Origin of the sequence: Sphingomonas sp. Mn802worker (genome assembly GCF_000382485.1) — a bacterium.
Classification (GTDB): domain Bacteria; phylum Pseudomonadota; class Alphaproteobacteria; order Sphingomonadales; family Sphingomonadaceae; genus Sphingomonas.
The window spans coordinates 171,002-192,023 of the sequence record NZ_AORY01000011.1; the positions used below are offsets into that span (position 1 = coordinate 171,002).

The following is a 21,022-nucleotide window of genomic DNA, read 5'->3' on the forward strand; positions in this document are numbered from 1 at the left end:
CTCATCTTCGTCACGCGCGAGTGCCGCGTATCACCCGCTTGCCCTCGCCCTCCCCCTGCACTAAGTCTGCGGGCATGGTGTGGCCGCTCCGGTAAGGGGCGGCCCTTTGCATTTATGGAGTTCCCGCATGGCCCAGCCGCTCATGCCCCACGCCACTGCTTCCTGGCTGGTCGACAATACCGCGCTCTCCTTTGAGCAGATCGCCGACTTCTGCGGCCTCCACATCCTTGAGGTGCAGGCGATCGCCGATGACACCGCCGCGACCAAGCTGACCGGGCGCGATCCGATCCGCGCGCACGAGGTGACGCAGGAAGAGGTCGACCGCGCGCAGGCCGATCCCGATTACCGGATGCAGATGACCAAGGGCCCCGACCAGGTCCGCCGCACCAAGGGGCCGCGCTACACACCGGTGTCTAAGCGGCAGGACAAGCCCGACGGCATCGCCTGGATCATCCGCAACCATCCCGAGATCTCGGACGGCCAGATCTCGCTGCTGATCGGCACCACGCGCACGACGATCGCCGCGATCCGCGACCGTAGCCACTGGAACATCGCCAACATCACGCCGAAGGATCCCGTCACGCTCGGCCTCACCAGCCAGCGCGAGCTCGACGCCGCGGTGAGCAAGGCTGCAAAGGCGGCGGGCATCGAGCAGCAGCAGACCGACACCCGCCTCGATGGCGACCGTCAGGCGCTGATCGCGTCGTTGCGTGCCGAGCGAGACCAGGCCGCACGCGACGCCGAAAACGGTTTTGACGAAGGCGCGACCGCCCGCCCTGCGTTCGAGGACCCGTTCCGCCGCTGAGGCGCGCCTGGGCAACCAACAAGAGCCGCGAGCGGAGCTCCGTTCGCGGCTCTTGTTGGTTGCGGCTGTACCTCGGCATCGTCGGGGCACCCGCATCATTTATCACGTGACGCGCGCCGCCCGCGACCGCTAGCGTCGTGCGTATGGCAACACACCACCAGCGCGGACTGATCGGCGACGAGGGATTGACCCCGACCAGCGCCGCCGGCCTCACCTATCCCTTCGGTGATCGCGCACCCAAATCGGGCGAGCTGGTGACGATCGCGCCCGGCATCCGCTGGTGGCGCGTGCCGATGTCGGGGCCGCTCAAGCACGTCAACGGACTGATCCTAGACGACCGCGATGCGACCGGCCCGTGCCTGCTTAGCGTAGACACCGGCACCGCCAGCCCGCGCAGCACGGAGGCGTGGCGAACGATCCTCGACGGGCCGCTCGCCGGCGACCGGATCGGCCGCATCCTGTGCACCCACATGCACCCCGACCACATCGGGCTCGCCGGCTGGCTGTCGCGCCGCTTCGACGATGCTCCCATCCTGATGACCCGCACCGAGTGGCTGACCGCACGGATGCTGTCGTCCGACGCGCGCGAACAGGTGCCCGACGAGCAGGTCGCCTTCTGGCACGGCGCGGGCTGGACTGGCGAACAGATCGCGGAAGCGAGCAAGGGCGGCTTTGCGCGCTTCGCCAAGATGATCGCGCGGCTCCCACTCGGCTACACTCGCATTCGTGACGGCGAGGTGCTGCGGATCGGCGAGGCCGACTGGCACGTCGTCGTCGGCCAAGGCCACTCGCCCGAGCACGCCTGCCTCGTCGACTATGACCGCCGCATCCTGATCGCGGGCGATCAGGTCCTGCCACGGATCAGTTCCAACATCTCGCTTCACGCCGGCGAGCCCGGCGCCGATCCGCTCGGCGACTGGCTAGCCTCGATCGAACGCTTCCGTCAGCTACCCGACGATTTGCTCGTTCTTCCCGGCCACGGCGATCCCTTTTACGGCCTCCACGCGCGGCTCGACGCGCTGGAGCAGGAACACCGCGACCGGCTTGACGCGCTCGTCGCTTACATGACCGAGCCGCGCCGCGCAGTGGACTGCTTCACGCAGCTGTTCCGCCGCCCGATCGGCCCCGACGTGATCGGCATGGCGACCGGCGAGGCACTCGCGCACCTGCGCCACCTGGAGGTCACCGGCCGCGCGGTTCGCACCACGCGAGGCGGCGTGTGGTGGTATTCGCAAGCCTGAACGCCCATTTACCCGTCGTGTCGAGCTTCACTACCCGCCCCCGCCCGCAACCGCAGATCGTTCGCGTCATTGATCTGGAGACGACCGGCTCCGCCCCGCCCGCGCATGCGGTGTGCGAGGTCGGCTGGCAGGATGTGGCGCTCGGCGAGGACGGCCGTTGGGAGCTGTACGGCGACGGTGGCAACATCCTCGTCAACCCCGGCCGCCCGATGCCGCCGGTCACGCAAGCGATTCACCATATCCGCGACGAGGATGTCGCCGACGCGCCCTACTGGCACGACGTCGCGCGCCAGGTGCTCGATCCCTACCCGCGCCGCGTCGCGCTCGCCGCGCACCGTGCCGCGTTCGAGGAGCAGTTCTGCACCCCCGCCTTCACGCGCAACGCCGACTGGATCTGCACGTGGAAATGCGCGCTCCGGCTCTGGCCCGACAGCCCGTCCTTCTCCAACCAGGTGCTGCGCTACTGGCGCAAGCCATACGGGCTCGAACATGAGCGTGGCCTGCCGGCACACCGCGCCTTCCCCGACGCCTATGTCACCGCGCACCATGTCCGCGACCAGCTGAACGAGGCGAGCGTCGCGCAGCTGATCGAATGGTCGAACGCGCCGGGCCTCCTGCCGCGTGTCCGCTACGGCCCCGATCGCGGCAAGGAATGGCGCGAGATCGAGGAGGAAAGCCTCGTCAAGTTCATGACCGATCGCGATCCCGACATCCGCTTCACCGCCGAGACCGAGATGGCCAGGCGGCGCGGCGGCGGACACGTCGGTCGCGCCACCGCGCAGGAATTGCTGCTTTAATCGTCGCACAAGGCCGGGCTACTAACCTATCGCACTTGTGACCGGTCCGCTTTACTGCTTAGCGCAGGTGCGATGGCCCGCTCGTCCGCCCTGTTCGTCTCACCTGCGGAGAGCCCAATCGGCAAGCGGCTGACCGCGCTAATGACGATCGGCTTTCTCGCACTCGTCGCAGCCGGGATCGCGGCGGCGTGGATGACTGGGCGCAATCAGGGACATGCGCGCTGGGTCGAACACACCTACCGCGTCGAGAATGCGATCATCGACCTGCGCCGCCTGATCGAGGAAGGCGAGACGACGCGGCGCGGCTACCTGCTCGCGCCCGATGTCGCGATCATGAAGGGTGCGTACGAGGCCGCCGCGCGCGAGCTGCCGATGCGACTGACCGCGCTCGACGCGCTCGTGGCCGATAACGACCGGCAACGCGGCAACGTCGCGTCGCTGCGCCAGCAGGTCCGCCCGATCATCACCGCGCGCGCGGAGTCGATCGCGCTGGTCGACGCCGGACAGGTCGTGCGCGCGCGCGAGTTGTTCCGCGCCGAAACCGCCTCGCGCCGCATGGTCGGCGTGCGCCGAACAATGGACCGCATGATCGCCGTCGAGCGTGCGCTGCTCGCCGCCCGCGACGCAGAGCTGCGCAGCGCTGTGCACGCCTTCTACGTCATGCTCGCGCTGACCGGCGTGCTGCTGGTAGTGGTGGCGCTGATCTCGCTTGCCGCGGTGCTCACTTACACCCGCGATCTCGGGCGGTCGCGCGACACACTCAACGAGTTGAACGCCAATCTCGAAGCGATCGTCGCCGATCGCACCGCGGACCTGACCCGCGCCAACGAGGAAATACAGCGCTTCGCCTATATCGTCAGCCACGACCTGCGCTCCCCCCTCGTCAACGTGATGGGCTTCACCGCCGAGCTGGAGGCATCAACGCAGCAGCTTGGCCAATTGCTCGATCAGGCCGAGCAGGACGCGCCGCACCTCGTCAGCGAGGAAGCGCGCCTCGCGGTGCGCGAGGATCTGCCTGAGGCGATCGGCTTCATCCGTACCTCGACGCAGAAGATGGACCGGCTGATCAACGCCATCCTGATGCTGTCGCGTCAGGGCCGCCGCGTCCTCTCGCCCGAACCGCTCGACCTTGTCGACTTGGTCGAGAATATCCGTGACGCGATGACCCACCGCCTGACCGAGGCGAATGCCGAACTGGTGATCGAGCAACCGATGCCCGATCTCGTCAGCGACCGCTTCTCGCTCGACCAGATCCTCTCCAACCTCGTCGACAATGCGGTCAAGTACCTGAAACCTGGCGTGCCCGGTCGCATCATCGTGCGCGGTCGCCGCCAGGCCTCGCGCGTCATCATCGAGGTCGCCGACAACGGCCGCGGCATCGACCCGCGCGACCATTCGCGCGTGTTCGACCTGTTCCGCCGCTCGGGCACGCAGGACCGCCCTGGTGAGGGGATCGGCCTCGCCACCGTCCGCGCGCTCGTCTTCCGCCTGGGCGGGCATATCGACGTTTCCTCGACGCTCGGCGAAGGTGCCACCTTCCGCCTGACCCTTCCCCTTTCGCTTGAATCGCAGGACCAGCCCGCATGAACGCGTCATCTAACCCGCAGTCGGTCAACATCGTGATGATCGAGGATGACGAGGGCCACGCGCGCCTGATCGAGAAGAACATCCGCCGCGCCGGCATCTCGAACCATATCCGTCACTTCACCGACGGCACCAGCGCGCTCGATTACCTGTTCAACGCCGATGACGGTCCGCAGCGCAACGGCCCCGCGCTCGTCCTGCTCGACCTGAATCTGCCCGACATGAGCGGCACAGACATCCTCGCCCGGATCAAGGGCAGCGACGGTCCGGTGCGGCGTACCCCGGTCGTCGTGCTGACCACCACCGACGACAAGGTGGAAATACAGCGCTGCTACGATCTCGGCGCCAACGTCTACATCACCAAGCCGGTGAACTACGAAAGCTTCGCGCAGGCGATTCGCCAGCTCGGCCTGTTCCTGTCGGTCATCCAGGTGCCCGATCTGGACGACGGCCGGTAACGGACGCGTGAACGTGCGCCGCGTCCTCTACATCGATGACGATGCCGGCATCCGTCGGCTGGTGTCGCGCGCGCTCGAACGGCGCGGCTATTCGGTTACGGTGGCGGACGGCGGTGAGGCGGGCGTCGCCGCGGCGGCGGGCGAGCCGTTCGATCTGGTCGCGGTCGATCACTACATGCCCGGCATCGACGGGCTCGAGACACTCGCGCGGCTGCGCGCGCTGCCGGTGCCGCCCGCGGTCGTCTACGTCACCGGCTCGGAGGAAAGCCGCGTCGCGATCGCCGCCTTGCGCAGCGGTGCGGCCGATTACGTCGTAAAGACGCCGGGCGAGGACTTCTTCGACCTGCTCGACGCCAGCTTCGCGCAGGTGATCGAACGCGGCTTGCTTGAACAGGAGAAATTTCGCGCCGAGGAAGACCTACGCGCCAGCAACGCGCGGCTCGAGGCGCTGCTCGCCGAGGTCAACCATCGCGTCGCCAACTCGCTTCAGCTCGTCTCGGCGATGGTCCGGATGCAGTCTAGCGCACTGACCGATCCCGCCGCGCGCGCCGCGCTTGAGGATACGCAGCGCCGCATCACCGCGATCGCGCAGGTCCACCGCCGCCTCTACACCGGCGACGCGGTTGAGAGCGTCGACATGCACGAATATCTGACCGCGCTGATCGACGAACTGACCGCGACCTGGTCGACTCCTGCCACGCCGCGCGCCTTGAAGCTCGTCGCCGAGCCTGTCCGGCTGCCGACCGATCGGGCCGTCTCGCTTGGCGTGATCGTCACCGAACTGGTCAGCAACGCGTGCAAATACGCTTATCCGAGCGGCGGTGGCGAAATCCGCGTCGCGCTTGCCCGCGACGGCACCGAGCGCTTCCGCCTGTCGGTCGAGGATGACGGCGTTGGTATCGGTGACGCCGCGCCGAAGGGCACCGGCGTCGGCACCAAGCTGATCCGCGCGATGGCGCAGAGCCTCGACACGATCGTCGAATATGATGTGGCACACCGTGGCACGCGCGCGACACTAGCGGGAACGATTTAGCCCGGTGCGGCCGGCCGCCTAGCGGCGGCGGAACGATGCCCGTGCTACTAGCGCACCGATGCCTAGCAGCACGATCGGCGCGAGCCACAACGGCCACGTCTTGCCCCCGACCGGCGGATCGAACGTCACATAATCGCCGTAGCGCGCGATCAGCCATTGTCGCACCGCCTCGGGCCGCTCGCCACCCGCGATCCGCTGCCGCACCAGCGCACGCATGTCGCCCGCCATATCGGCGTCCGAATCCGCGATCGACTGCCCCTGACAGACGACGCAGCGCAGCGTCTCCATCAACGCGCGCGCCTCCGCCTCCTGCGCCGGATCGCTGAGCTGCGTATAGGCAAGCGCCGCGGGCAATCGCTGTGCCAATGCCGGCGTCGCCAGCAACGCCAGTGCCATAACCAGCCGCTTCACTCCGCCTCCGCCAGCGCCTGCTGCAACTTCGCGACATCCTCGACGCGGATATCGCCGACATGCTGCATCCGGATCACGCCCTTGCCGTCGATCACGAATGTCTCTGGCACCCCCGACGAGCCCAGCGCCAGTTGCAGCCGGCTGGTCGCATCATCGCCGATCCGTACGTAGGGATCGCCGTTGCGGCGCAGGAAGCCGCCGACCGCTTCGCTCCGATCGCGGATCGCCACCGCGTCGATCGGCACGCCTGCGGCTTTCAGCGTCATTAGCTGCGGCGCCTCGGCGATGCACGGGATGCACCAGCTTGCGAACACGTTGAGCAGCCGCGGCTTGCCCTGTCGAAAGTCCCTGTCCGACAATCCTGCCTTGCCCGCCACGATCGGCGGCAATGTGAACGCGGGCAGCGGCTTTCCGACCATCGCTGACCGGACCGTGCGGTCGGCGGGCAGGTAGAGCCCCCACATCACCACCGCGACGATCACGCCGAACGCACACAACGGCAGCCACACCAGCCAGCGTTTCACGCCCACCACTCCATCGCCGCACGCCGCTGCCGCTTCATCCACCCACGTCGCTGGTGCCCGATGATCGACAAGGCACCGCCCGACGCGATCATCGCGCCGCCCAGCCAGATCAGCGTCACGAACGGCTTCCACCACAATCGCAACTGCCAGCGCCCGTCATCGCCCAGCGCGCCCAGCACGGTGTAAAGCTGCCCGCCCGCCAGCGTCGCAATCGCGCTCTCGTTCGTCGTCGTCACCGGCGTGGTGAAATATCGCACCTGCGGATGGAGCACGAACGCCGCGTCGTCGCCGTCGCGCACCGACAATCTCGCCTCCAGCGCAGTCCAATTGTCACCGATCACCGGCCGCACCCCGTCCAGCGTCACCGTGAACCCCGCCACCTGCACCGGATCGCCAACATAGACCGCCGCCAGCCGCTCGGTCGTGAACGCGCTCGACGCCGCCATCCCCGCCAGGCTCACCGCCACACCCAAATGCGCGACCACCATGCCCCACAGCGTCAATGGCACGCGCCGCAGATTGCGCTTCGCCAGCGGCGCGACGCTCGCCACCGCCAGCCCCGCGGCAAGCCCGATCCCCGCGGTCGGCAGCACGCCGATCCATCCGCCCAGCACGAATACGCCGACGCTCGCGAACAGCGCCGCGCCGATCGGCCACAGCAATCGCTCCAGCACCGCGCCCGCCTCGTCGCGCCGCCACCGCATCAGCGGACCCGCCGCCATCACCGCGATGAGCAGCAGCGCAAGCGGACCCGCCGTCTTGTCGAAGAACGGCGCGCCGACCGACAATTGCACGCCGAACGCGCCCGCGACGATCGGGTAGAACGTCCCGATCAGCACCACGCCCAGGATCACCGACAACAGCAGGTTGTTGACCACCAGCGCGCCTTCGCGGCTCAGCGGATCGAACAAATTGCCCTGCCTGACGGTCCCGACCCGCGCCCCGAACAGCGCCAGCGCCCCGCCGATATAGATCACCAGCAAGGCAAGGATGAAGCTCCCCCGCGTCGGATCGACCGCGAAGGCATGGACGCTCGTCAGGATGCCCGACCGCACCAGGAACGTGCCGATCATGCTCATCGAAAACGCGACCACCGCCAGCATGATCGTCCATGCGCGCAATCCATCGCGCGTCGCCAGCACGCTGACCGAATGGAGCAACGCGGTCGCCGCCAGCCACGGCATCAGGCTGGCATTCTCGGTCGGGTCCCAGAACCACCACCCGCCCCAGCCGAGCTCGTAATAGGCCCAGTACGACCCCGCGGTGATGCCCAGCGTCAGGAACACCCACGCGCCGAGCACCCACGGCCGCATCGCGCGCGCGAACACCGGCCCGACATCGCGCGTGATGAGTGCACCAACCGCGAACGAGAACGCGACCGACAGGCCGACATAGCCGGCGTAGAGCGTCGGCGGATGGAACGCGAGGCCGGGGTCCTGCAACAACGGGTTCAACCCCGCTCCATCGGCGGGCGCCGGATCGGCACGCGCGAACGGGTTGGAGGCGAACAGCAGGAAGGCGTAGAATCCCAAAGCGATCGCCGCCTGCGCCCCCAGCGTCGCGATCAGCGTGCGCTCGGGCAGCCGGCGCTCGAACTGCGCTACCGCCGCCCCCGCCAGCCCCAGGATCGTCACCCACAAGAGCATCGAGCCCTCGTGGTTCCCCCACGCGCCCGCGAACTTGTACAGCCACGGTTTCGCCGAATGGCTGTTCGCCGCGACCAGCGCGACCGACATGTCGGAGGCAAGGAAACACGCGATCAGCGCCGCCATCGCGATCGCTACCAGCGCCCCCTGCACGATCGCCACCGGCCGCGTCGCTGCGGTCACATCGGCGCGTCCACGCGTCAGCGCGAGTGCGGACAGCACGATCTGCAACACCGCCAGTGTCGCGGCAAACCACAAGGCGGCAAGGCCGAGTTCGGCCGTCATCGGGAAAAAGGATCGAAGCTCACGTCGCCTGCGCCTTACCCGGCCGTTCTCCGAAGGACCAGCGTCGACACACCTGCCGCTCCACGATCATCGTCGTCGCTTGCGTCAGGCGAGGCCTGTCACGCGCCCACGTCGGCGCCGTCGCTAAGGCTGGTATTGAGGATCACCGCAGCACGTTATCGCGGGCATTAAAAGCGGCAGCACCACGTTCGGTAAGCCCACCGCCCTGCTCCGCGATCGTTCGCCTGCGCCATTCGGACGGCGTCACGCCCTTCCACGCGCGAAAGGCACGCAGGAACGACGACGCGTCGTCATAGCCCACGAATGCCGCGACCGCGGCCACTTTCATCGAAGACGTGGCGAGCAGATCCGACGCGACCTCCTGCCTTACCTCGGTGACCACGGCGGTGAACGAGCGCTCCTCGTGCGAAAGACGTCGTTGCAGCGATCGCTCGCTCATCCCCAACGCGGCCGCGACCGACGACAAGCTGACGCTCATTCTGGGCAATTGCTCCCTGACCGTCGCCTTGACGAGCCGCTCGATCGTCTCTGCGGCGTGTCGATCTTCTATACCGGTCCGGATGCCTGCGCTCAGCGACGCCAACGTCTCGCCGTCGTGTGAGATTAGCGGCCGGCGCAGGTCACCCGTCTTGAACGCGATCGCGTTACACGGTGACTTGTAGTGGATAGGGCATCCAAAAAACTCCTGGTGGAACGACGACGTGGCGCGCTCCCTCTTTAGGAAAACTTGATGAGCCTTTACATCCACTCCCGTTCCCACCCGACCGAGTGCCAGCAGCGTGCCGAGCGTGAAATCGACCGCCACGTCCGGCTCGTCCTCGATGCTGCCCGGAATATGCCTGGTGAAGCAGACCGCCTCACCTTGGTTCTCACGCGTGATCCGCGCAGGCGAGTGCAGGGAACGCGTTTGAAGATAAAGCGTCAGCGCGTCGTCAAAGGTCGCCGCACGACTTGCCGCCAGGAACGTGCTGTCGGTACCGACCTTGCTCGCCGCCTTCATCAACTTAAAACCGAGCAACGGATCCTGCGCCAGATCGGAGAGGGCGCGCCACAGCGCAAAGGTCTGCACCGTCGTCAGTTCACAAGATGGATCATGCCGGACGTGGTCGGGCAGATTGGCGCGAGCGACAAGCGGTCCGGCGTCGTAACCAAGCCGCTGAAACGCCTTCCAAAGGACAGCGGGGATGCGCCACGTGGTGATGGTTTGTGCCACTGATGCCTCGCAAAACTGCCGCTGGGACAGCCTAGCTGCACTTTTTCCACCTAGGCAACCACCTCTCGTATCAACATGGATCAGCATTCCCCACCACGATCGTGACGCCGCGACGATACAGCCACGTTGGCGCGCCGTGCCGACATTTTGGCGCACTCGGCCATTCGCCATCGCACGCCAACGCAACGTGCGCCGCTATGACGGCGCCGCTACGCCGGCTCCATCACTGCCAATATGTCATCCACGCTGCCAACCGCGAACGCGCTATATTCGTCCCCGATCGCATAGGGCAGCATCACCTGCCGCCCATGCAGCAACCCGCCGCAGCTGTAGGTGACGTTCGGCACATACCCGCCGCGCTGCTCGGCGCTGGGGAACAGCAAGGGTGACGGCGTGCGCTTCAGCACCTTGGCCGGGTTGTCCTTGTCGAGCAGGCACGCGCCCACGCAGTAACCACGCACCATGCCGACGCCGTGGGTGAACACTAGCCAGCCCTCGTCGATCTCGATCGGCGATCCGCAATTGCCCATCTGGACGAACTCCCACGGATATTTCGGCCCCATGATGATTTCGCCGTCTTCCCACGTGTCCATATCGTCGGAGCGGAGAAGCCAGATGTTCTCATTGTCCTGTCGCCCCAGCATGACGAAGTCGCCGTCGATCCGCCGCGGGAACAACGCCATCCCCTTGTAGCCCGTCATCCGCCCGGTCAGCGGACGCATCTCGACTGTGCGCAGATCGACGCCGCGCAGCATCTCCTGCCGCGCATCCTTGCCGTCGAATGCGGTATAGGTGCCGAGGATACTGCGCGTGCCGTCGTCGTCGGTGAAGTTGACCAGCCGCACGTCCTCAATCCCCTGCCGCTGGCTCGGCAGCACCGGGAAGATCACCGTCTCCGACACGTCCTGGCTGTCCTCGCAGATCAGCCGCACCCAGCCGTCGTCGTGCGGCGACACCTGCGGCGGAATGCCGGTCGTGCTTGGCGGATCGAGCGTCAGTCCGCGGTCGCCGTCCCACTCGCCGGTGCGGAACGTGACGGAGGAGATGTGTCCCTCGCCGATCCCGCGCAGCGACATCAGAAACCGCACCGAACCCGGCTTCGCGTCGGTCTGCTCGGGCAGCGCCACCATGCTGGGATTGAACAGCGCCGCCGATTCGAACGCATATTCCTGGCTGAAATACGCACCGATCAGCACCCGATCGGTTTCGTCCTGCGCCGGATCGCCGATCTCCGCCTTCACATCCTCGTAACGCCGCAGGAACGTGTGCTGCACGTTGCGGTGGCGCTCGCACATCGGCGTCATCAACAGGTCGCGCATCCGCGCGCGCATGTCCGGCGCAAGCGACATCAGCCGCCCGGCGACCGCGGTCGCGCGCGGCGTCCGCCCGTCGGCGAAATCGGCCGGGTAGCTGAACCCGAACGGCCGCACGACGGTGCGCGAGGGATCGGGCTTTAACTCCAACTCGAGCGTCGAGAACACATCCGCCGCTGTCATCGCGGTCGGATGCAGACCCGGCGATGCGCTCCCGTTCGGATCGCTCGCCGCTTCATGCTCACCAGGCGACAGCGTCGCCTGCACCGGCGCCGCCGCCTCGGGCTGGCCGGACCGGTATCGTGCCTGCTGGTCAAGCGTCTGGGACATGCAAAAAACCTCCGCCGCGCGGCTGCTTTATGCCCCGTGCTGCCGCCTGAACGGCGGCGCGCGCATTCCGCTCCCGCGGTGACGTAAAACGTCACGCGCGGGAGAGAATTGATGCAGATCAGGCAACATCCCGCCCGCTCGCGCGGGTGGGCACCAGCCTCAACGCCGCTCGTACGCCTTGGGCAGCGCGCCCTCGGTCGGCGTCAGGTACCGGTCGCGCAACTCGGTCTGGCGCGACCGCATCGGCTGCGGCTTGCCGTCGATCCAGATCGCGACCGGCTTCGACGACAGTTCCAGCGGATCGCCATCCCACATCACTACGTCGCCGCGCCGTCCGGGGCGAAGCGAGCCGATCTCGCCGTCCATCCCCAACGCCGCCGCCGGCCCGCTGGTGATGCTGGCCAGCGCATGACCCCAGTCGAGCCCGGTCGCGCCCGGCACCCGCGTGATCGCGACCAGATTGCCGGCGAACTGCTTGACGACATGCTCGCCCGGCGCGTCATTGTAGCCGAGCGTCGAGAGCGCGACCGTCACCCCGGCCGCTGACATGCGCCCGACATTCGACTCGGTCGCCGCGACCTGCTCGAACGAGGCGGGCAGATCGGCCAGCGCCTGCGCGATCACGGGCACCCGCGCGGCCGCAATCTCGCGCGCGACCATCCACCCTTCCGCGACCCCGACCAGCACCAGCTTCACCTGCGGGTAGTCGCGCTTCAGCGCCAGTACCGAGCGGATGTCGCTGGCGCGCTCGACATGCACCAGCAGAGGCACGCGTCCGTCGAGCACCTGCACCAGCGCCTGCGCATCGCCGCGCTTGATCAGCGCATCGCGTCCGCGTCCGTCGAAGGTGGCCGGGCTGCGGCGATAATCCTGCGCCTGCGCGAACGCGTCGCGCAACGCCGCATAGGCCGCCGGGCGACTGCCGCCCGCCTGGCGTCCGCCATCCTCGCCCAGTTCGACATATTGGAACGCGCGCGGGCGGATCACCGTGTCGGCGTCGCCCCCCAGCCCGATCACCGCGCCTTGGCCGGCGAAGATCGACCCCGCCGAACGCGGCGAGACGATCGCGCGCGTGACGCCGCCCAGCCGCTCGTTGGCAATGATCACGCTCGCCGGGTTGATCGCGGGTGCGATGTCGATCGCGGCGTTGAACGGTGACTGCCGCGCGGTCACGTCATTGCTTTCCTCGACCCCGTCGGCATCCTCCAGCCCCATGTTGGAGAAGCCCGCGACGAAGCCTGGCGCGACCCATTTGCCCGTCGCGTCGATCACCTGCGCGCCCGCGGGCACCGCGACCCCGCGCCCGGCCGCGACGACGCGCCCGTTCTGCACCACCACGGTCCCGCCTTCGATCGGCGCGGAGCCGTCACCGATCGCGACCGTGCCGCCGGTGATGGCGACCGTCTGCGCGCCAGCGGGGACCGACAGCAACGCAGCGGCGGAGAGGAGAAATGCGCGCTTCACTTGACGTCTCCCGAACCCGGCTGCCCCAACTCGAAGTCGCTCACCGGCCGCAGCCGCAGATTGTCCGCGTCGTACAACAGCGCGCCGTCGATCCACACCTTCTCGGGCCGGGTATAGACGCTGAATGGATTGCCGTTCCACAGCACCACATCCGCCATCTTGCCCGCCACCAGGCTGCCGGTCCGGTCCGCGATATGGAGCGACTTCGCCGGGTTGAGCGACAGCCACTTCCACGCCGCCGCATTGCTGATCTCGATGCCGGCATGCCTGGCCGACGACAACACCTTGGCGACTTCCTGGTTCAATCGCTGGATACCGTTCTCGTCGTCGGAATGGATCATCCCGCACGCGCCCGACTTCTCGAGGATGGCAAGGTTCTCGCCGATCCCGTCGTAGCTCTCCATCTTGAACCCGTACCAGTCGGCCCACACCGCGGCGCAGGTGTTGTTGGCCTTGAGCAGGTCGGCGATCTTGTACGCCTCGACCGCGTGATGGAACGCCTCGACGTGGTAACCGAACTCCTTTGCCATATCGAGCACGTTGGCCATCTCGTCGGCGCGGTAGCAGTGGTTCTGCACTAGGATCTCGCCAGACAAGACACCGCGCAGCGTGTCCATCGCGATGTCGCGGTCGGGCATGTCGCCGCCGTCGGCGTCATACTTGTCCCATTTGCGCTTGTACGCCGCCGCCTTCGCCCAAGTCGCGCGGTCGACCGCGATGTTGCCCATCCGCGTCGACGGCTCGCGCCCCTTCGAACCGTAGACGCGCTTCGGATTCTCGCCGCACGCCATCTTCAACCCGTAGGGTGCGCCGGGAAACTTCATCCCCTGCGTCGTGCGCGCATAGACGTTCTTCAGCACCACCGATCGCCCGCCGAACAGGTTGGCGGATCCCGGCAGGATCTGCAGCGTGGTCACGCCGCCGTTTGCCAGCGCGCGGCTGAACCCCGGGTCCTGCGGCCATACGCTGTGCTCGGCCCAAACGTCGGCGGTGACCGGCGCGGTCGCCTCGTTCCCGTCCGAAAGCGCGCGCACCTGCGGGCTCGGGTAGTCGCCCAGATGGCTGTGGATGTCGACGATGCCCGGCGTCACGAACTTGCCCGTACCGTCGATCGTCGTGACGCCGGCGGGCGCGGAGACGCTCTGCCCCACGCTCACGATCTTGCCATCGGCGAACAGCACCTGTCCGCGCTCGATCCGGTTGCCCTCGCCGTCGAACACCGTGACGTTGGTGACCAGCGTCGGCACACCCGGATAGGCGTGGTAGGTCGAGGGGAACGGATCGCGCGAATAGGGCTTGGGCGGCGCCTTGCGGCTGGCGTCACCGCGCGACGCTGTCTGCGGCCGCGCTCCGGCCTGCGTGCACGCCGGCAGCACCAGCGCGAGCGCCGCCGTCATCCCCAGCGCCCGTCCGGCGCGCCCCGTCTTCATTCCCTGCCCCCGTTCACAGCGCAATTATTCTGCATCTCGATCCTGCCGCCCGCACGAGGCGCGTGCAAGCGCTAACCATGACGCGATCGTCGCTGATCGTGCGCATTGAACAACTCGCCCACGCGATACTTTGCGCCACCGATCACCGATCGCACCAATATTGTGAGGTCACAAAGATTCTTTGTCTCGTTTATGTTGAAATTTACAAGTCGGCATGTTGACGATCGAATGCCCGATGTTATTTGGGCTCACGAAATCAAGGAGCCAGCAGACGTGAATGATGACGCGATGACCAACAACACCGTGGAGCTTGCAACCGAGCTGACCATCGCGTGGCTCTCCAATCCCAACACCCGCGCCGCCAGTGAAGACGTTCCTGCCTTCCTGCAGCAGATGCACCATGCGGTCAGCAACCTGACCGGCACCGGAGCGCCCGAAAGCAGCGAGGAGCCGCAGGCCGAATATACGCCCGCCGTGTCGGTGCGTAAGTCCTTGGCGTCGAAGGACCACATCATTTCGCTGATCGACGGCAAGCCGTACAAGACCTTGCGTCGTCACCTCGCCGGTCAGGGCTTGACCCCGGACGAGTATCGCCAGCGCTATGGCCTGAAGTCCGACTATCCGATGGTTGCCGAAAGCTATTCGGAAGCACGCCGCGACATGGCGAAGAAGATCGGTCTCGGCCGCAAGGCCGGCGCGAAGAAGTCGACCGAGCAGGCCGCCGAAGCCGAGACGCCTGCACCGCGCCGTGGCCGCAAGGCCGCTGCAGCCAGCGCCGAGGGCTGACACCGCGCCCGATACCCGCTCGCCCTTCCCCGACGTCCGCGCCGTACTCGCCACGCGAGTACGCGCGCTCGTCGGTTCGGGCGAGATGGACCTGACGCGACCACCCGGCGACGACGGGCTGTTCGGCCCGAGCTCGGCGGCGTGGCGCGTTCACGGTGATTTCACCGCCATGATGATCGGCGGCATATCCGCGCTGTTATTGCAGATGCTCCACCCCGCCGCGCTCGCGGGCGTGTGGGACCATTCGGGCTTCCGCGACGATCGCCACGGACGGCTGAAACGCACCGCACGTTTCATCGCCGCGACCACGTTCGGCTCAACCGAGCAGGCCCGCACCGCGATCGCGCAGGTTCGCCGCATCCACGACTGCATCGGCGGCGTCATGCCCGATGGCACGCGCTACACCGCCAACGATCCCGTTCTGCTCACCTGGGTCCATGTCGCGGAAGTCGACAGCTTCCTGCGCGCCTATCTACGCTACCGCGACCAACGAATGAGCGCAATCGACCAGGACCGCTATCTCGCCGAAACTGCCACGGTCGCCGAAGCACTTGGCGCTACCGACGTGCCGCGCTCCCGCGCAGCGATCGACGCTTACTTCGCCAGCATCCGCCCCGACCTGCGCGCCGATCACCGCACGCGCGAGGTAGCGCAGGCACTGCTCGCACCGGGCGACGACCGCGCGACCACCTCGGCCATGAACCTCGCGGTCGCCGCCGCGATCGACCTGCTGCCGCCATGGGCACAGGCGCTCCACGGCCGCAGCCTACCCACCTATGCGCGCTCCGCGGTCCGCCTTGGTGCCAATAGCATGGGCAGCGTTCTGCGCTGGGCGCTCAAAGCCTGAGCCTCGTTCCGTCACCCCGGACTTGATCCGGGATGACGAAGGTTCTTTCACGCCCGATCGCTCGGATCGGCCGCTAAGCCGACCCGAACAAGCCTCAGCTCACCACCACGGTCACCGCACGGCGGTTCCGCGCATAGCTCGCCTCGTCCGAACCGAGCGCAACCGGGCGTTCCTTGCCGTAGCTGATGACGCTAATCCGCGCCGGGCTGATGCCGCGCGCCGCCAGATAGTTCTTCGCCGCATTGGCGCGCCGGTCGCCAAGCGCCAGGTTATACTCACGCGTCCCGCGCTCGTCGGCGTGACCCTCGATCGTGACGCGCACGTTGGGGTAACGCGTCAGCCATTGCACCTGCGTGTCGAGGATCGCGCGCGCTTCGCTGTCGATGTCGTACATGTCGAGCGCGAACAGCACCGTGTCGCTTGTCACCGAGCGCTTGAAATCGGCCGCCGACCCCGGCGTCGCCGCGCCCGCGCCGCCGCCGTTCAGCCCGCCGTTCGGGTCCTGGTACGCAGGCGGCGGCGCCTCGCCGGCGGCGGGCGGCAGCACCGCGGGGCGCTTCTTGGAGCACGCCGCCGTCGCCACCAATGCGGTCGCCAGCAATATCGTCGTCGTCAGTCGTGCCATGCTCTTCAACTCCCGTGATGATCCCCTGGATGCCCGTGTCGGGCAGATGCTCCCAGTGGTAATGTGCGCTGTTGGTTGACCCAAGCGCTTACGGCTGAAGCGGTCCCCACGCCGGATCGGACCCGTCGAGCGGAGTCGGGATACGCCGCGCGTTGACCCCGGTCAGGTCGACCGACCACAGGTCCGCCTTGCCCCCGCTGCCGCTCCCGGTGCGGAAGAAGGTGATGACGCGCCCGTTCGGCGACCAGCTCGGCCCCTCGTCCTGGTTGCCGTCGGTCAGCAACTTCTCACCCGAGCCGTTCGGGCTCATCACGCCGATGCGGAACGATCCCGCCAGCTTGGTGAACGCGATCAGGTCGCCGCGCGGGCTCCACACCGGCGTCGCGTAGCGACCGCCGCCGAAGCTGATCCGCTGCTGGTTCGACCCGTCCGCGTTCATGACGTAGATCTGCTGCCCGCCCGAACGATCGCTCTCGAACACGATTCTGGAGCCGTCGGGCGAATAGCTGCCGCCGGTGTCGATCCCGGGCGAGTTGGTCAGCCGCTCGGGCGTCCCCCCGCCTGCGCTCGACACGCGGTAGATGTCGGTGTTGCCGCCGTCCGCGCGCGAGAACAAAATCCAGCGGCCGTCTGGCGAGAAGCGCGGCGCGAACGTCGTTGCCGCACTCTGCACCACCAGCCGCTGCTTGCCCGTGCCGATGTCGTATACGTAGATCGCCGGGTTCTTGCCGACATAACTCATGTAGACGATCGACTGCTGGTTGGGCGCGAAGCGCGGCGTCAGCACGATCGACGACCCCGCGGTCAGGAAGCGGTGGTTGGCGCCGTCCTGGTCCATGATCGCCAGCCGTTTGATCCGGTTGCCCTTCGGACCCGTCTCGGACACGTAGACGACGCGGCTGTCGAAATACGGCCCCTCGCCCGTCAGCCTTGCATAGATCGCGTCGGCGCATTTGTGCGCCGCGCGGCGCCACTGCGACGGCGGCACCACGAAGCCCTGCCGCACCAGCTCGGCGCGCGCGGTCACGTCGTACAGATAGCATCCGACCGCGAGCGACCCGTCGTTGTTGGCGCGGATATAGCCCTGCACCAGCGCCTGCGCGCCCGTCCCGCCCCAATAGTCATACGCGGGCGCGGTGACCTCGGGGAACATGACCGTGCGCAACTGCGCCGGCGGGATCGGCGTGAACAGCCCCGATCCGCGCAGGTCATTGGCGATGATGTCGGCCAGCTGCCGCCCCAGCGCATCGGTCGACCCTGCCGGCGTGCTCGTCACCGCGGGCGTCGGCATCGCCGGGATCGCGATCGGCATCGGCGCGGAAATGCCGCCGGTCACGTCGACCTCGAGCGGCGGCGGGGTCGCGCCCGGCGCGGCTTGTGGCGGCTGCGCCCCCGCCGGCGGCGTGAGCGTCACCGGCGGCACGTCCTGCGCGCACGCCGGGGCCGAGACGATCCCGGCGGCGAGCGCCGAGACGAGAAGAAGCGCGCTGATCCTCACCGCAATTTCCAATTGTAGTTGATGTTGCTCCACCCCCCGTTGGCGGTGGCGTAATATTCGGCCGGCAGTTTCAGCGGCGAGCACCCCTTGAACGCGGCAATTCCCAGATCGACCACGCGCCGTGCATAACGCTGGTTGTCGTCGTCGACGCCGCGCTGGCGCACGACCGTGGGCGTCGCCGACAGCGTGCCGTCGCGGTTGAGGCGCAGGTTCAGCGTCGTCACGATCTGGTTCGCGCCGGGACCTGGGTCGACTTGGCGATCGGCGCACGGCTGGATCTGCCGCGCGATCGCCTGCTGGATCGCGGCGAGCGCAGCGCCGTCGACGCGCGCGGCCGAAGGCGGCGCATCGCTGCTCTTCGCCCTGCTCGGCTCGGCCGACAGCCCTTTGAGGAAATCGTCGCCCAGCCTCCCGCCGCGCGGACGTGACGCGGTCGCCTTCTCGCTCGCGCCACTGCCCTGCTTCGTCGCCGGCTTGGCGGCTGGCTTGCCCGAAGACTTGGCAGTTGAGGGCGCGGTGCTTGCCTTGCTTGACGTCGACTTGCTGGACGTCGACTTGCTCGCACTCGCCTGCTTGGCCGGCGCGGGCTTCGCCGCTGGCTTCGCGGTCGACTTGGCCGGCGCCTTCTCCGCCGCCTCGCGCACCGGCGGCTTTGGCTTCGGCTTGGGCGCAGCCTTTGGAACCGGCTTTGGCTTCGGCGCGGGCTTTGGCTTTGGCGCCGGTTCCGGCTTCGGTGCAGGCTTGGGCGGCGCCGGCTTGGGCGCGGGCTGCGGCTTTGGCTTGGGTTCCGGCTTCGGTTCTGGCGCGGGTGCGGGCGCAGGTGCCGGCTCGGGCAAGGGCTCCGGCTCGGCCGCGGGCGGCGCCGCATCCTCCGGCTCGCCCGCTTCCGGCGACACACGCTGCGACGGTGCCTCGCTGCTTGCCGGGGCCGCTGCTTCCAGCGCGACGTCGGGCACCAGGCTGACCTCGACCGGCGTCTGCTTCAGCTTGACCGGATTGGGCGTGTCGAGAAAGCCGAGCGACATCGCGCCGAACAGCAGGACGTGGCCTGCGATCGCAACGCCCAGGCCGACCTTCTCGGCGCGGTCCATCAATCCTCCCCGACCGTCACCAGCGCGACGCGGTTGAGGCCGGCGCGGTTCAGCTCGCCCATTACGCGCATCACCTGCCCGTAATCGAGCTTGCGGTCGGCGCGCAGGTATACCTGCGGCGGCTCACCACCCTGCGCGGCGGCGGCGATCGCGTCCAATCGCGCCGACAGCGTGTCGAACGACATCTCCTCCTTCGCGATGAAGATGCGACCCTCAGCGTCCAGCGAGATCTCGGTCGGCTGCTTTTCCTGGTCGAGCGGCTTGGCGCGGCTGTCGGGCAGATTCACCGGCACGCCCGCCGTCAACAATGGCGCCGTCACCATGAAGATGATCAGCAGCACCAGCATCACGTCGACCAGCGGCGTCACGTTGATGTCCGCCATCGGCGCGCGCCGCCCGCGGCTCCGCCCGGAAGGGAGATGCATCGCCATGTGCCTGCCTCAGCGCTCGCGGTCGAGCTGGCGCGACAGGGTCGCGTGGAACCCGTCGGCGAAGCGGTTCAACCGCGCCTCGATCCGGTTGATGCCGTGGCTGAACCGGTTGTACGCGATCACCGCCGGGATCGCGGCGAACAGCCCGATCGCGGTCGCGAACAGCGCCTCGGCGATGCCGGGTGCCACCACCGCAAGGCTGGTGTTCTGCTGGCTCGCGATCGAGGTGAAGCTGCGCATGATGCCCCACACCGTGCCGAACAACCCTACGAAGGGCGCGACCGACCCGACCGTCGCCAGCACGTTCAGCCGGTCGGACAGTTCGTCGATCTCCTTCGCGACCGCCGCGCCCATCGTCGTCGCCAGCCGGTCGCGCGTGCCTTCGCGGTCGATCACCTGCCCCTGCGTCGATCGCCGCCACTCGGCGACGCCCGCCGCCAGCACCCGCGCGGAGGGCAGGTCGGCATTGCCGTTCGATTTGTAGAAAGCGTCGATGTCCTCCGCCTTCCAGAAATCGCGCTCGAACTTCTCGGTCGCCTTCCTGGTCCGCCCGACCTTCAGCCAGAACATGACGATGATGGCCCAGGTCCAGATGCTGGCGAGCAACAGCCCCAGCATCACGCCCTTCACCACCCAGTCGGCCTGGAGGAACAGGGCGATCGGCGACAGCGTCGCCGCATCGGTGTTCACGATCGGGTTCAAGTGACGGGCTCCCCAATATTCATATCGTTAACAGGCGTCAGCGTGCGGAACAGCTCGAGCCACGCCGCCGGTTGCCGTCGCGGGCGACCGTCGGGTCCGACCAGCGCCGCGGTGACGACGCCGCGCGTCAACAAGACCGCCTCGCGCCTGACTGTCTGATGAATGACGACGCGCGCGGGCGTCACCGCCTCGATGCTGGACTCTACGACAAGCGCATCGTCCAGCCGCGCCGGCGCGGCGTAGCGGATCTGTAGATCGTGGATTGCATAGACGCCGCCGCCCTCATCGAAATGCGCGCGCTGGTCGATGCCGGCGACGCGCAGCATGTCCGATCGCGCGCGCTCCATGTAGCGCAGGTAATTGGCATGGTAGACGACACCCGACAGGTCGGTGTCCTCGAAATAGACGCGCAGCGGGTACAGGTGCACCCTGCCCTCGAAGCCTCCACTCGCGGGCAATGGTCCGCCACTCGCCATCAGCAGGCTTT

The 21,022-nt window shown here is 67.6% G+C and carries 21 protein-coding genes; 8 read left to right on the plus strand and 13 right to left on the minus strand.

Going from position 1 to position 21,022, the window contains the following annotated elements:
• Positions 1–127 precede the first annotated feature (127 nt).
• From SMN802W_RS0109550 to SMN802W_RS0109575, 6 genes are all read left to right on the plus strand, one after another.
• On the plus strand, positions 128–805 hold the full coding sequence (locus SMN802W_RS0109550; RefSeq protein ID WP_019516682.1) for a DUF1013 domain-containing protein: 678 nt from the start codon (positions 128–130) through the stop codon (positions 803–805).
• Positions 806–948: 143 nt separating this feature from the next.
• Positions 949–2,046 carry an MBL fold metallo-hydrolase gene (locus SMN802W_RS0109555; protein WP_026325960.1) on the plus strand — a complete coding sequence of 366 codons (1,098 nt, stop codon included), beginning with the start codon at positions 949–951 and terminating at the stop codon, positions 2,044–2,046.
• A gap of 56 nt (positions 2,047–2,102) precedes the next feature.
• Complete coding sequence (locus SMN802W_RS0109560) at positions 2,103–2,843, plus strand: exonuclease domain-containing protein (RefSeq protein ID WP_026325961.1); 741 nt, start codon at positions 2,103–2,105, stop codon at positions 2,841–2,843.
• Between the two features lie 72 nt (positions 2,844–2,915).
• Positions 2,916–4,430: a sensor histidine kinase gene (locus tag SMN802W_RS0109565; RefSeq protein WP_019516685.1), complete on the plus strand. Its 1,515-nt coding sequence runs from the start codon at positions 2,916–2,918 to the stop codon at positions 4,428–4,430.
• Positions 4,427–4,885, plus strand: a complete 459-nt coding sequence (locus tag SMN802W_RS0109570) for a response regulator (RefSeq protein WP_019516686.1) — start codon at positions 4,427–4,429, stop codon at positions 4,883–4,885. Before SMN802W_RS0109565 ends, SMN802W_RS0109570 begins: the two co-directional genes overlap by 4 nt.
• Before the next feature lie 7 nt (positions 4,886–4,892).
• Positions 4,893–5,918 (plus strand): histidine kinase dimerization/phosphoacceptor domain -containing protein, encoded by a 1,026-nt coding sequence (locus tag SMN802W_RS0109575; RefSeq protein ID WP_019516687.1) that lies wholly within the window; start codon positions 4,893–4,895, stop codon positions 5,916–5,918.
• A gap of 18 nt (positions 5,919–5,936) precedes the next feature.
• Here SMN802W_RS0109575 and SMN802W_RS0109580 read toward each other — a convergent pair whose 3' ends face one another.
• The 7 genes from SMN802W_RS0109580 to SMN802W_RS0109610 all read right to left on the minus strand — a co-directional run bounded on the left by SMN802W_RS0109580 (position 5,937) and on the right by SMN802W_RS0109610 (position 14,555).
• Positions 5,937–6,314 (minus strand): cytochrome c-type biogenesis protein, encoded by a 378-nt coding sequence (locus SMN802W_RS0109580; RefSeq protein ID WP_051083571.1) that lies wholly within the window; start codon positions 6,312–6,314, stop codon positions 5,937–5,939.
• A gap of 11 nt (positions 6,315–6,325) precedes the next feature.
• A complete protein-coding gene (locus SMN802W_RS0109585; RefSeq protein ID WP_026325963.1) occupies positions 6,326–6,853 on the minus strand; it encodes a DsbE family thiol:disulfide interchange protein in 528 nt (175 codons plus the stop codon).
• Positions 6,850–8,784, minus strand: a complete 1,935-nt coding sequence (locus SMN802W_RS0109590) for a heme lyase CcmF/NrfE family subunit (protein ID WP_019516690.1) — start codon at positions 8,782–8,784, stop codon at positions 6,850–6,852. The genes SMN802W_RS0109585 and SMN802W_RS0109590 overlap by 4 nt, the downstream gene beginning before the upstream one ends.
• Before the next feature lie 163 nt (positions 8,785–8,947).
• Entirely contained in the window at positions 8,948–10,105 is a 1,158-nt protein-coding gene (locus SMN802W_RS0109595) for a helix-turn-helix domain-containing protein (protein WP_162140010.1), read from the minus strand.
• A 122-nt stretch (positions 10,106–10,227) separates the two neighbouring features.
• Positions 10,228–11,514, minus strand: coding sequence for a glycoside hydrolase family 130 protein (locus tag SMN802W_RS0109600; RefSeq protein ID WP_026325964.1), 1,287 nt, complete (start codon positions 11,512–11,514; stop codon positions 10,228–10,230).
• A 306-nt stretch (positions 11,515–11,820) separates the two neighbouring features.
• Entirely contained in the window at positions 11,821–13,125 is a 1,305-nt protein-coding gene (locus tag SMN802W_RS0109605; protein WP_019516693.1) for an amidohydrolase family protein, read from the minus strand.
• The gene (locus SMN802W_RS0109610) at positions 13,122–14,555 is read right to left on the minus strand and encodes an amidohydrolase (protein WP_019516694.1); all 1,434 of its coding nucleotides are present in this window, start codon (positions 14,553–14,555) and stop codon (positions 13,122–13,124) included. The genes SMN802W_RS0109605 and SMN802W_RS0109610 overlap by 4 nt, the downstream gene beginning before the upstream one ends.
• A gap of 288 nt (positions 14,556–14,843) precedes the next feature.
• On the opposite strand from SMN802W_RS0109610, the gene SMN802W_RS0109615 reads away from it, so the two are divergent.
• Together SMN802W_RS0109615 and SMN802W_RS0109620 are read left to right on the plus strand one after the other, a co-directional pair.
• The gene (locus tag SMN802W_RS0109615) at positions 14,844–15,341 is read left to right on the plus strand and encodes a MucR family transcriptional regulator (protein ID WP_037523824.1); all 498 of its coding nucleotides are present in this window, start codon (positions 14,844–14,846) and stop codon (positions 15,339–15,341) included.
• An 85-nt stretch (positions 15,342–15,426) separates the two neighbouring features.
• On the plus strand, positions 15,427–16,188 hold the full coding sequence (locus SMN802W_RS0109620) for an oxygenase MpaB family protein (RefSeq protein WP_019516696.1): 762 nt from the start codon (positions 15,427–15,429) through the stop codon (positions 16,186–16,188).
• Between the two features lie 94 nt (positions 16,189–16,282).
• Here the strand turns inward: SMN802W_RS0109620 and pal are convergent, their stop codons facing one another.
• From pal to SMN802W_RS0109650, 6 genes are all read right to left on the minus strand, one after another.
• Entirely contained in the window at positions 16,283–16,813 is a 531-nt protein-coding gene (gene pal / locus SMN802W_RS0109625; RefSeq protein ID WP_019516697.1) for a peptidoglycan-associated lipoprotein Pal, read from the minus strand.
• Between the two features lie 88 nt (positions 16,814–16,901).
• Entirely contained in the window at positions 16,902–18,227 is a 1,326-nt protein-coding gene (tolB, locus tag SMN802W_RS0109630; protein WP_443208726.1) for a Tol-Pal system beta propeller repeat protein TolB, read from the minus strand.
• An 80-nt stretch (positions 18,228–18,307) separates the two neighbouring features.
• Complete coding sequence (locus SMN802W_RS0109635) at positions 18,308–19,402, minus strand: hypothetical protein (RefSeq protein ID WP_019516699.1); 1,095 nt, start codon at positions 19,400–19,402, stop codon at positions 18,308–18,310.
• Complete coding sequence (gene tolR, locus SMN802W_RS0109640; RefSeq protein ID WP_026325966.1) at positions 19,402–19,833, minus strand: protein TolR; 432 nt, start codon at positions 19,831–19,833, stop codon at positions 19,402–19,404. Before tolR ends, SMN802W_RS0109635 begins: the two co-directional genes overlap by 1 nt.
• 9 nt (positions 19,834–19,842) lie before the next feature.
• Positions 19,843–20,535, minus strand: coding sequence for a protein TolQ (tolQ, locus tag SMN802W_RS0109645; protein ID WP_019516701.1), 693 nt, complete (start codon positions 20,533–20,535; stop codon positions 19,843–19,845).
• Positions 20,532–21,011, minus strand: a complete 480-nt coding sequence (locus SMN802W_RS0109650; RefSeq protein ID WP_083925697.1) for a YbgC/FadM family acyl-CoA thioesterase — start codon at positions 21,009–21,011, stop codon at positions 20,532–20,534. The genes tolQ and SMN802W_RS0109650 overlap by 4 nt, the downstream gene beginning before the upstream one ends.
• Positions 21,012–21,022: the final 11 nt, after the last annotated feature.

What these genes read in the sequence shown, in the direction of transcription:
- tolR (WP_026325966.1), bottom strand. Translation starts at nt 19,833, where the DNA reads ATGGCGATGCATCTCCCTTCCGGGCGGAGCCGCGGGCGGCGCGCGCCG.
- SMN802W_RS0109620 (WP_019516696.1), top strand. Translation starts at nt 15,427, where the DNA reads ATGGACCTGACGCGACCACCCGGCGACGACGGGCTGTTCGGCCCGAGC.
- SMN802W_RS0109615 (WP_037523824.1), top strand. Translation starts at nt 14,844, where the DNA reads ATGACCAACAACACCGTGGAGCTTGCAACCGAGCTGACCATCGCGTGG.
- SMN802W_RS0109555 (WP_026325960.1), top strand. Translation starts at nt 949, where the DNA reads ATGGCAACACACCACCAGCGCGGACTGATCGGCGACGAGGGATTGACC.
- SMN802W_RS0109580 (WP_051083571.1), bottom strand. Translation starts at nt 6,314, where the DNA reads ATGGCACTGGCGTTGCTGGCGACGCCGGCATTGGCACAGCGATTGCCC.
- SMN802W_RS0109610 (WP_019516694.1), bottom strand. Translation starts at nt 14,555, where the DNA reads ATGAAGACGGGGCGCGCCGGACGGGCGCTGGGGATGACGGCGGCGCTC.
- SMN802W_RS0109570 (WP_019516686.1), top strand. Translation starts at nt 4,427, where the DNA reads ATGAACGCGTCATCTAACCCGCAGTCGGTCAACATCGTGATGATCGAG.
- SMN802W_RS0109550 (WP_019516682.1), top strand. Translation starts at nt 128, where the DNA reads ATGGCCCAGCCGCTCATGCCCCACGCCACTGCTTCCTGGCTGGTCGAC.
- SMN802W_RS0109595 (WP_162140010.1), bottom strand. Translation starts at nt 10,105, where the DNA reads ATGCTGATCCATGTTGATACGAGAGGTGGTTGCCTAGGTGGAAAAAGT.
- SMN802W_RS0109565 (WP_019516685.1), top strand. Translation starts at nt 2,916, where the DNA reads ATGGCCCGCTCGTCCGCCCTGTTCGTCTCACCTGCGGAGAGCCCAATC.
- SMN802W_RS0109650 (WP_083925697.1), bottom strand. Translation starts at nt 21,011, where the DNA reads ATGGCGAGTGGCGGACCATTGCCCGCGAGTGGAGGCTTCGAGGGCAGG.
- SMN802W_RS0109635 (WP_019516699.1), bottom strand. Translation starts at nt 19,402, where the DNA reads ATGGACCGCGCCGAGAAGGTCGGCCTGGGCGTTGCGATCGCAGGCCAC.
- SMN802W_RS0109600 (WP_026325964.1), bottom strand. Translation starts at nt 11,514, where the DNA reads ATGACAGCGGCGGATGTGTTCTCGACGCTCGAGTTGGAGTTAAAGCCC.
- pal (WP_019516697.1), bottom strand. Translation starts at nt 16,813, where the DNA reads ATGGCACGACTGACGACGACGATATTGCTGGCGACCGCATTGGTGGCG.
- SMN802W_RS0109590 (WP_019516690.1), bottom strand. Translation starts at nt 8,784, where the DNA reads ATGACGGCCGAACTCGGCCTTGCCGCCTTGTGGTTTGCCGCGACACTG.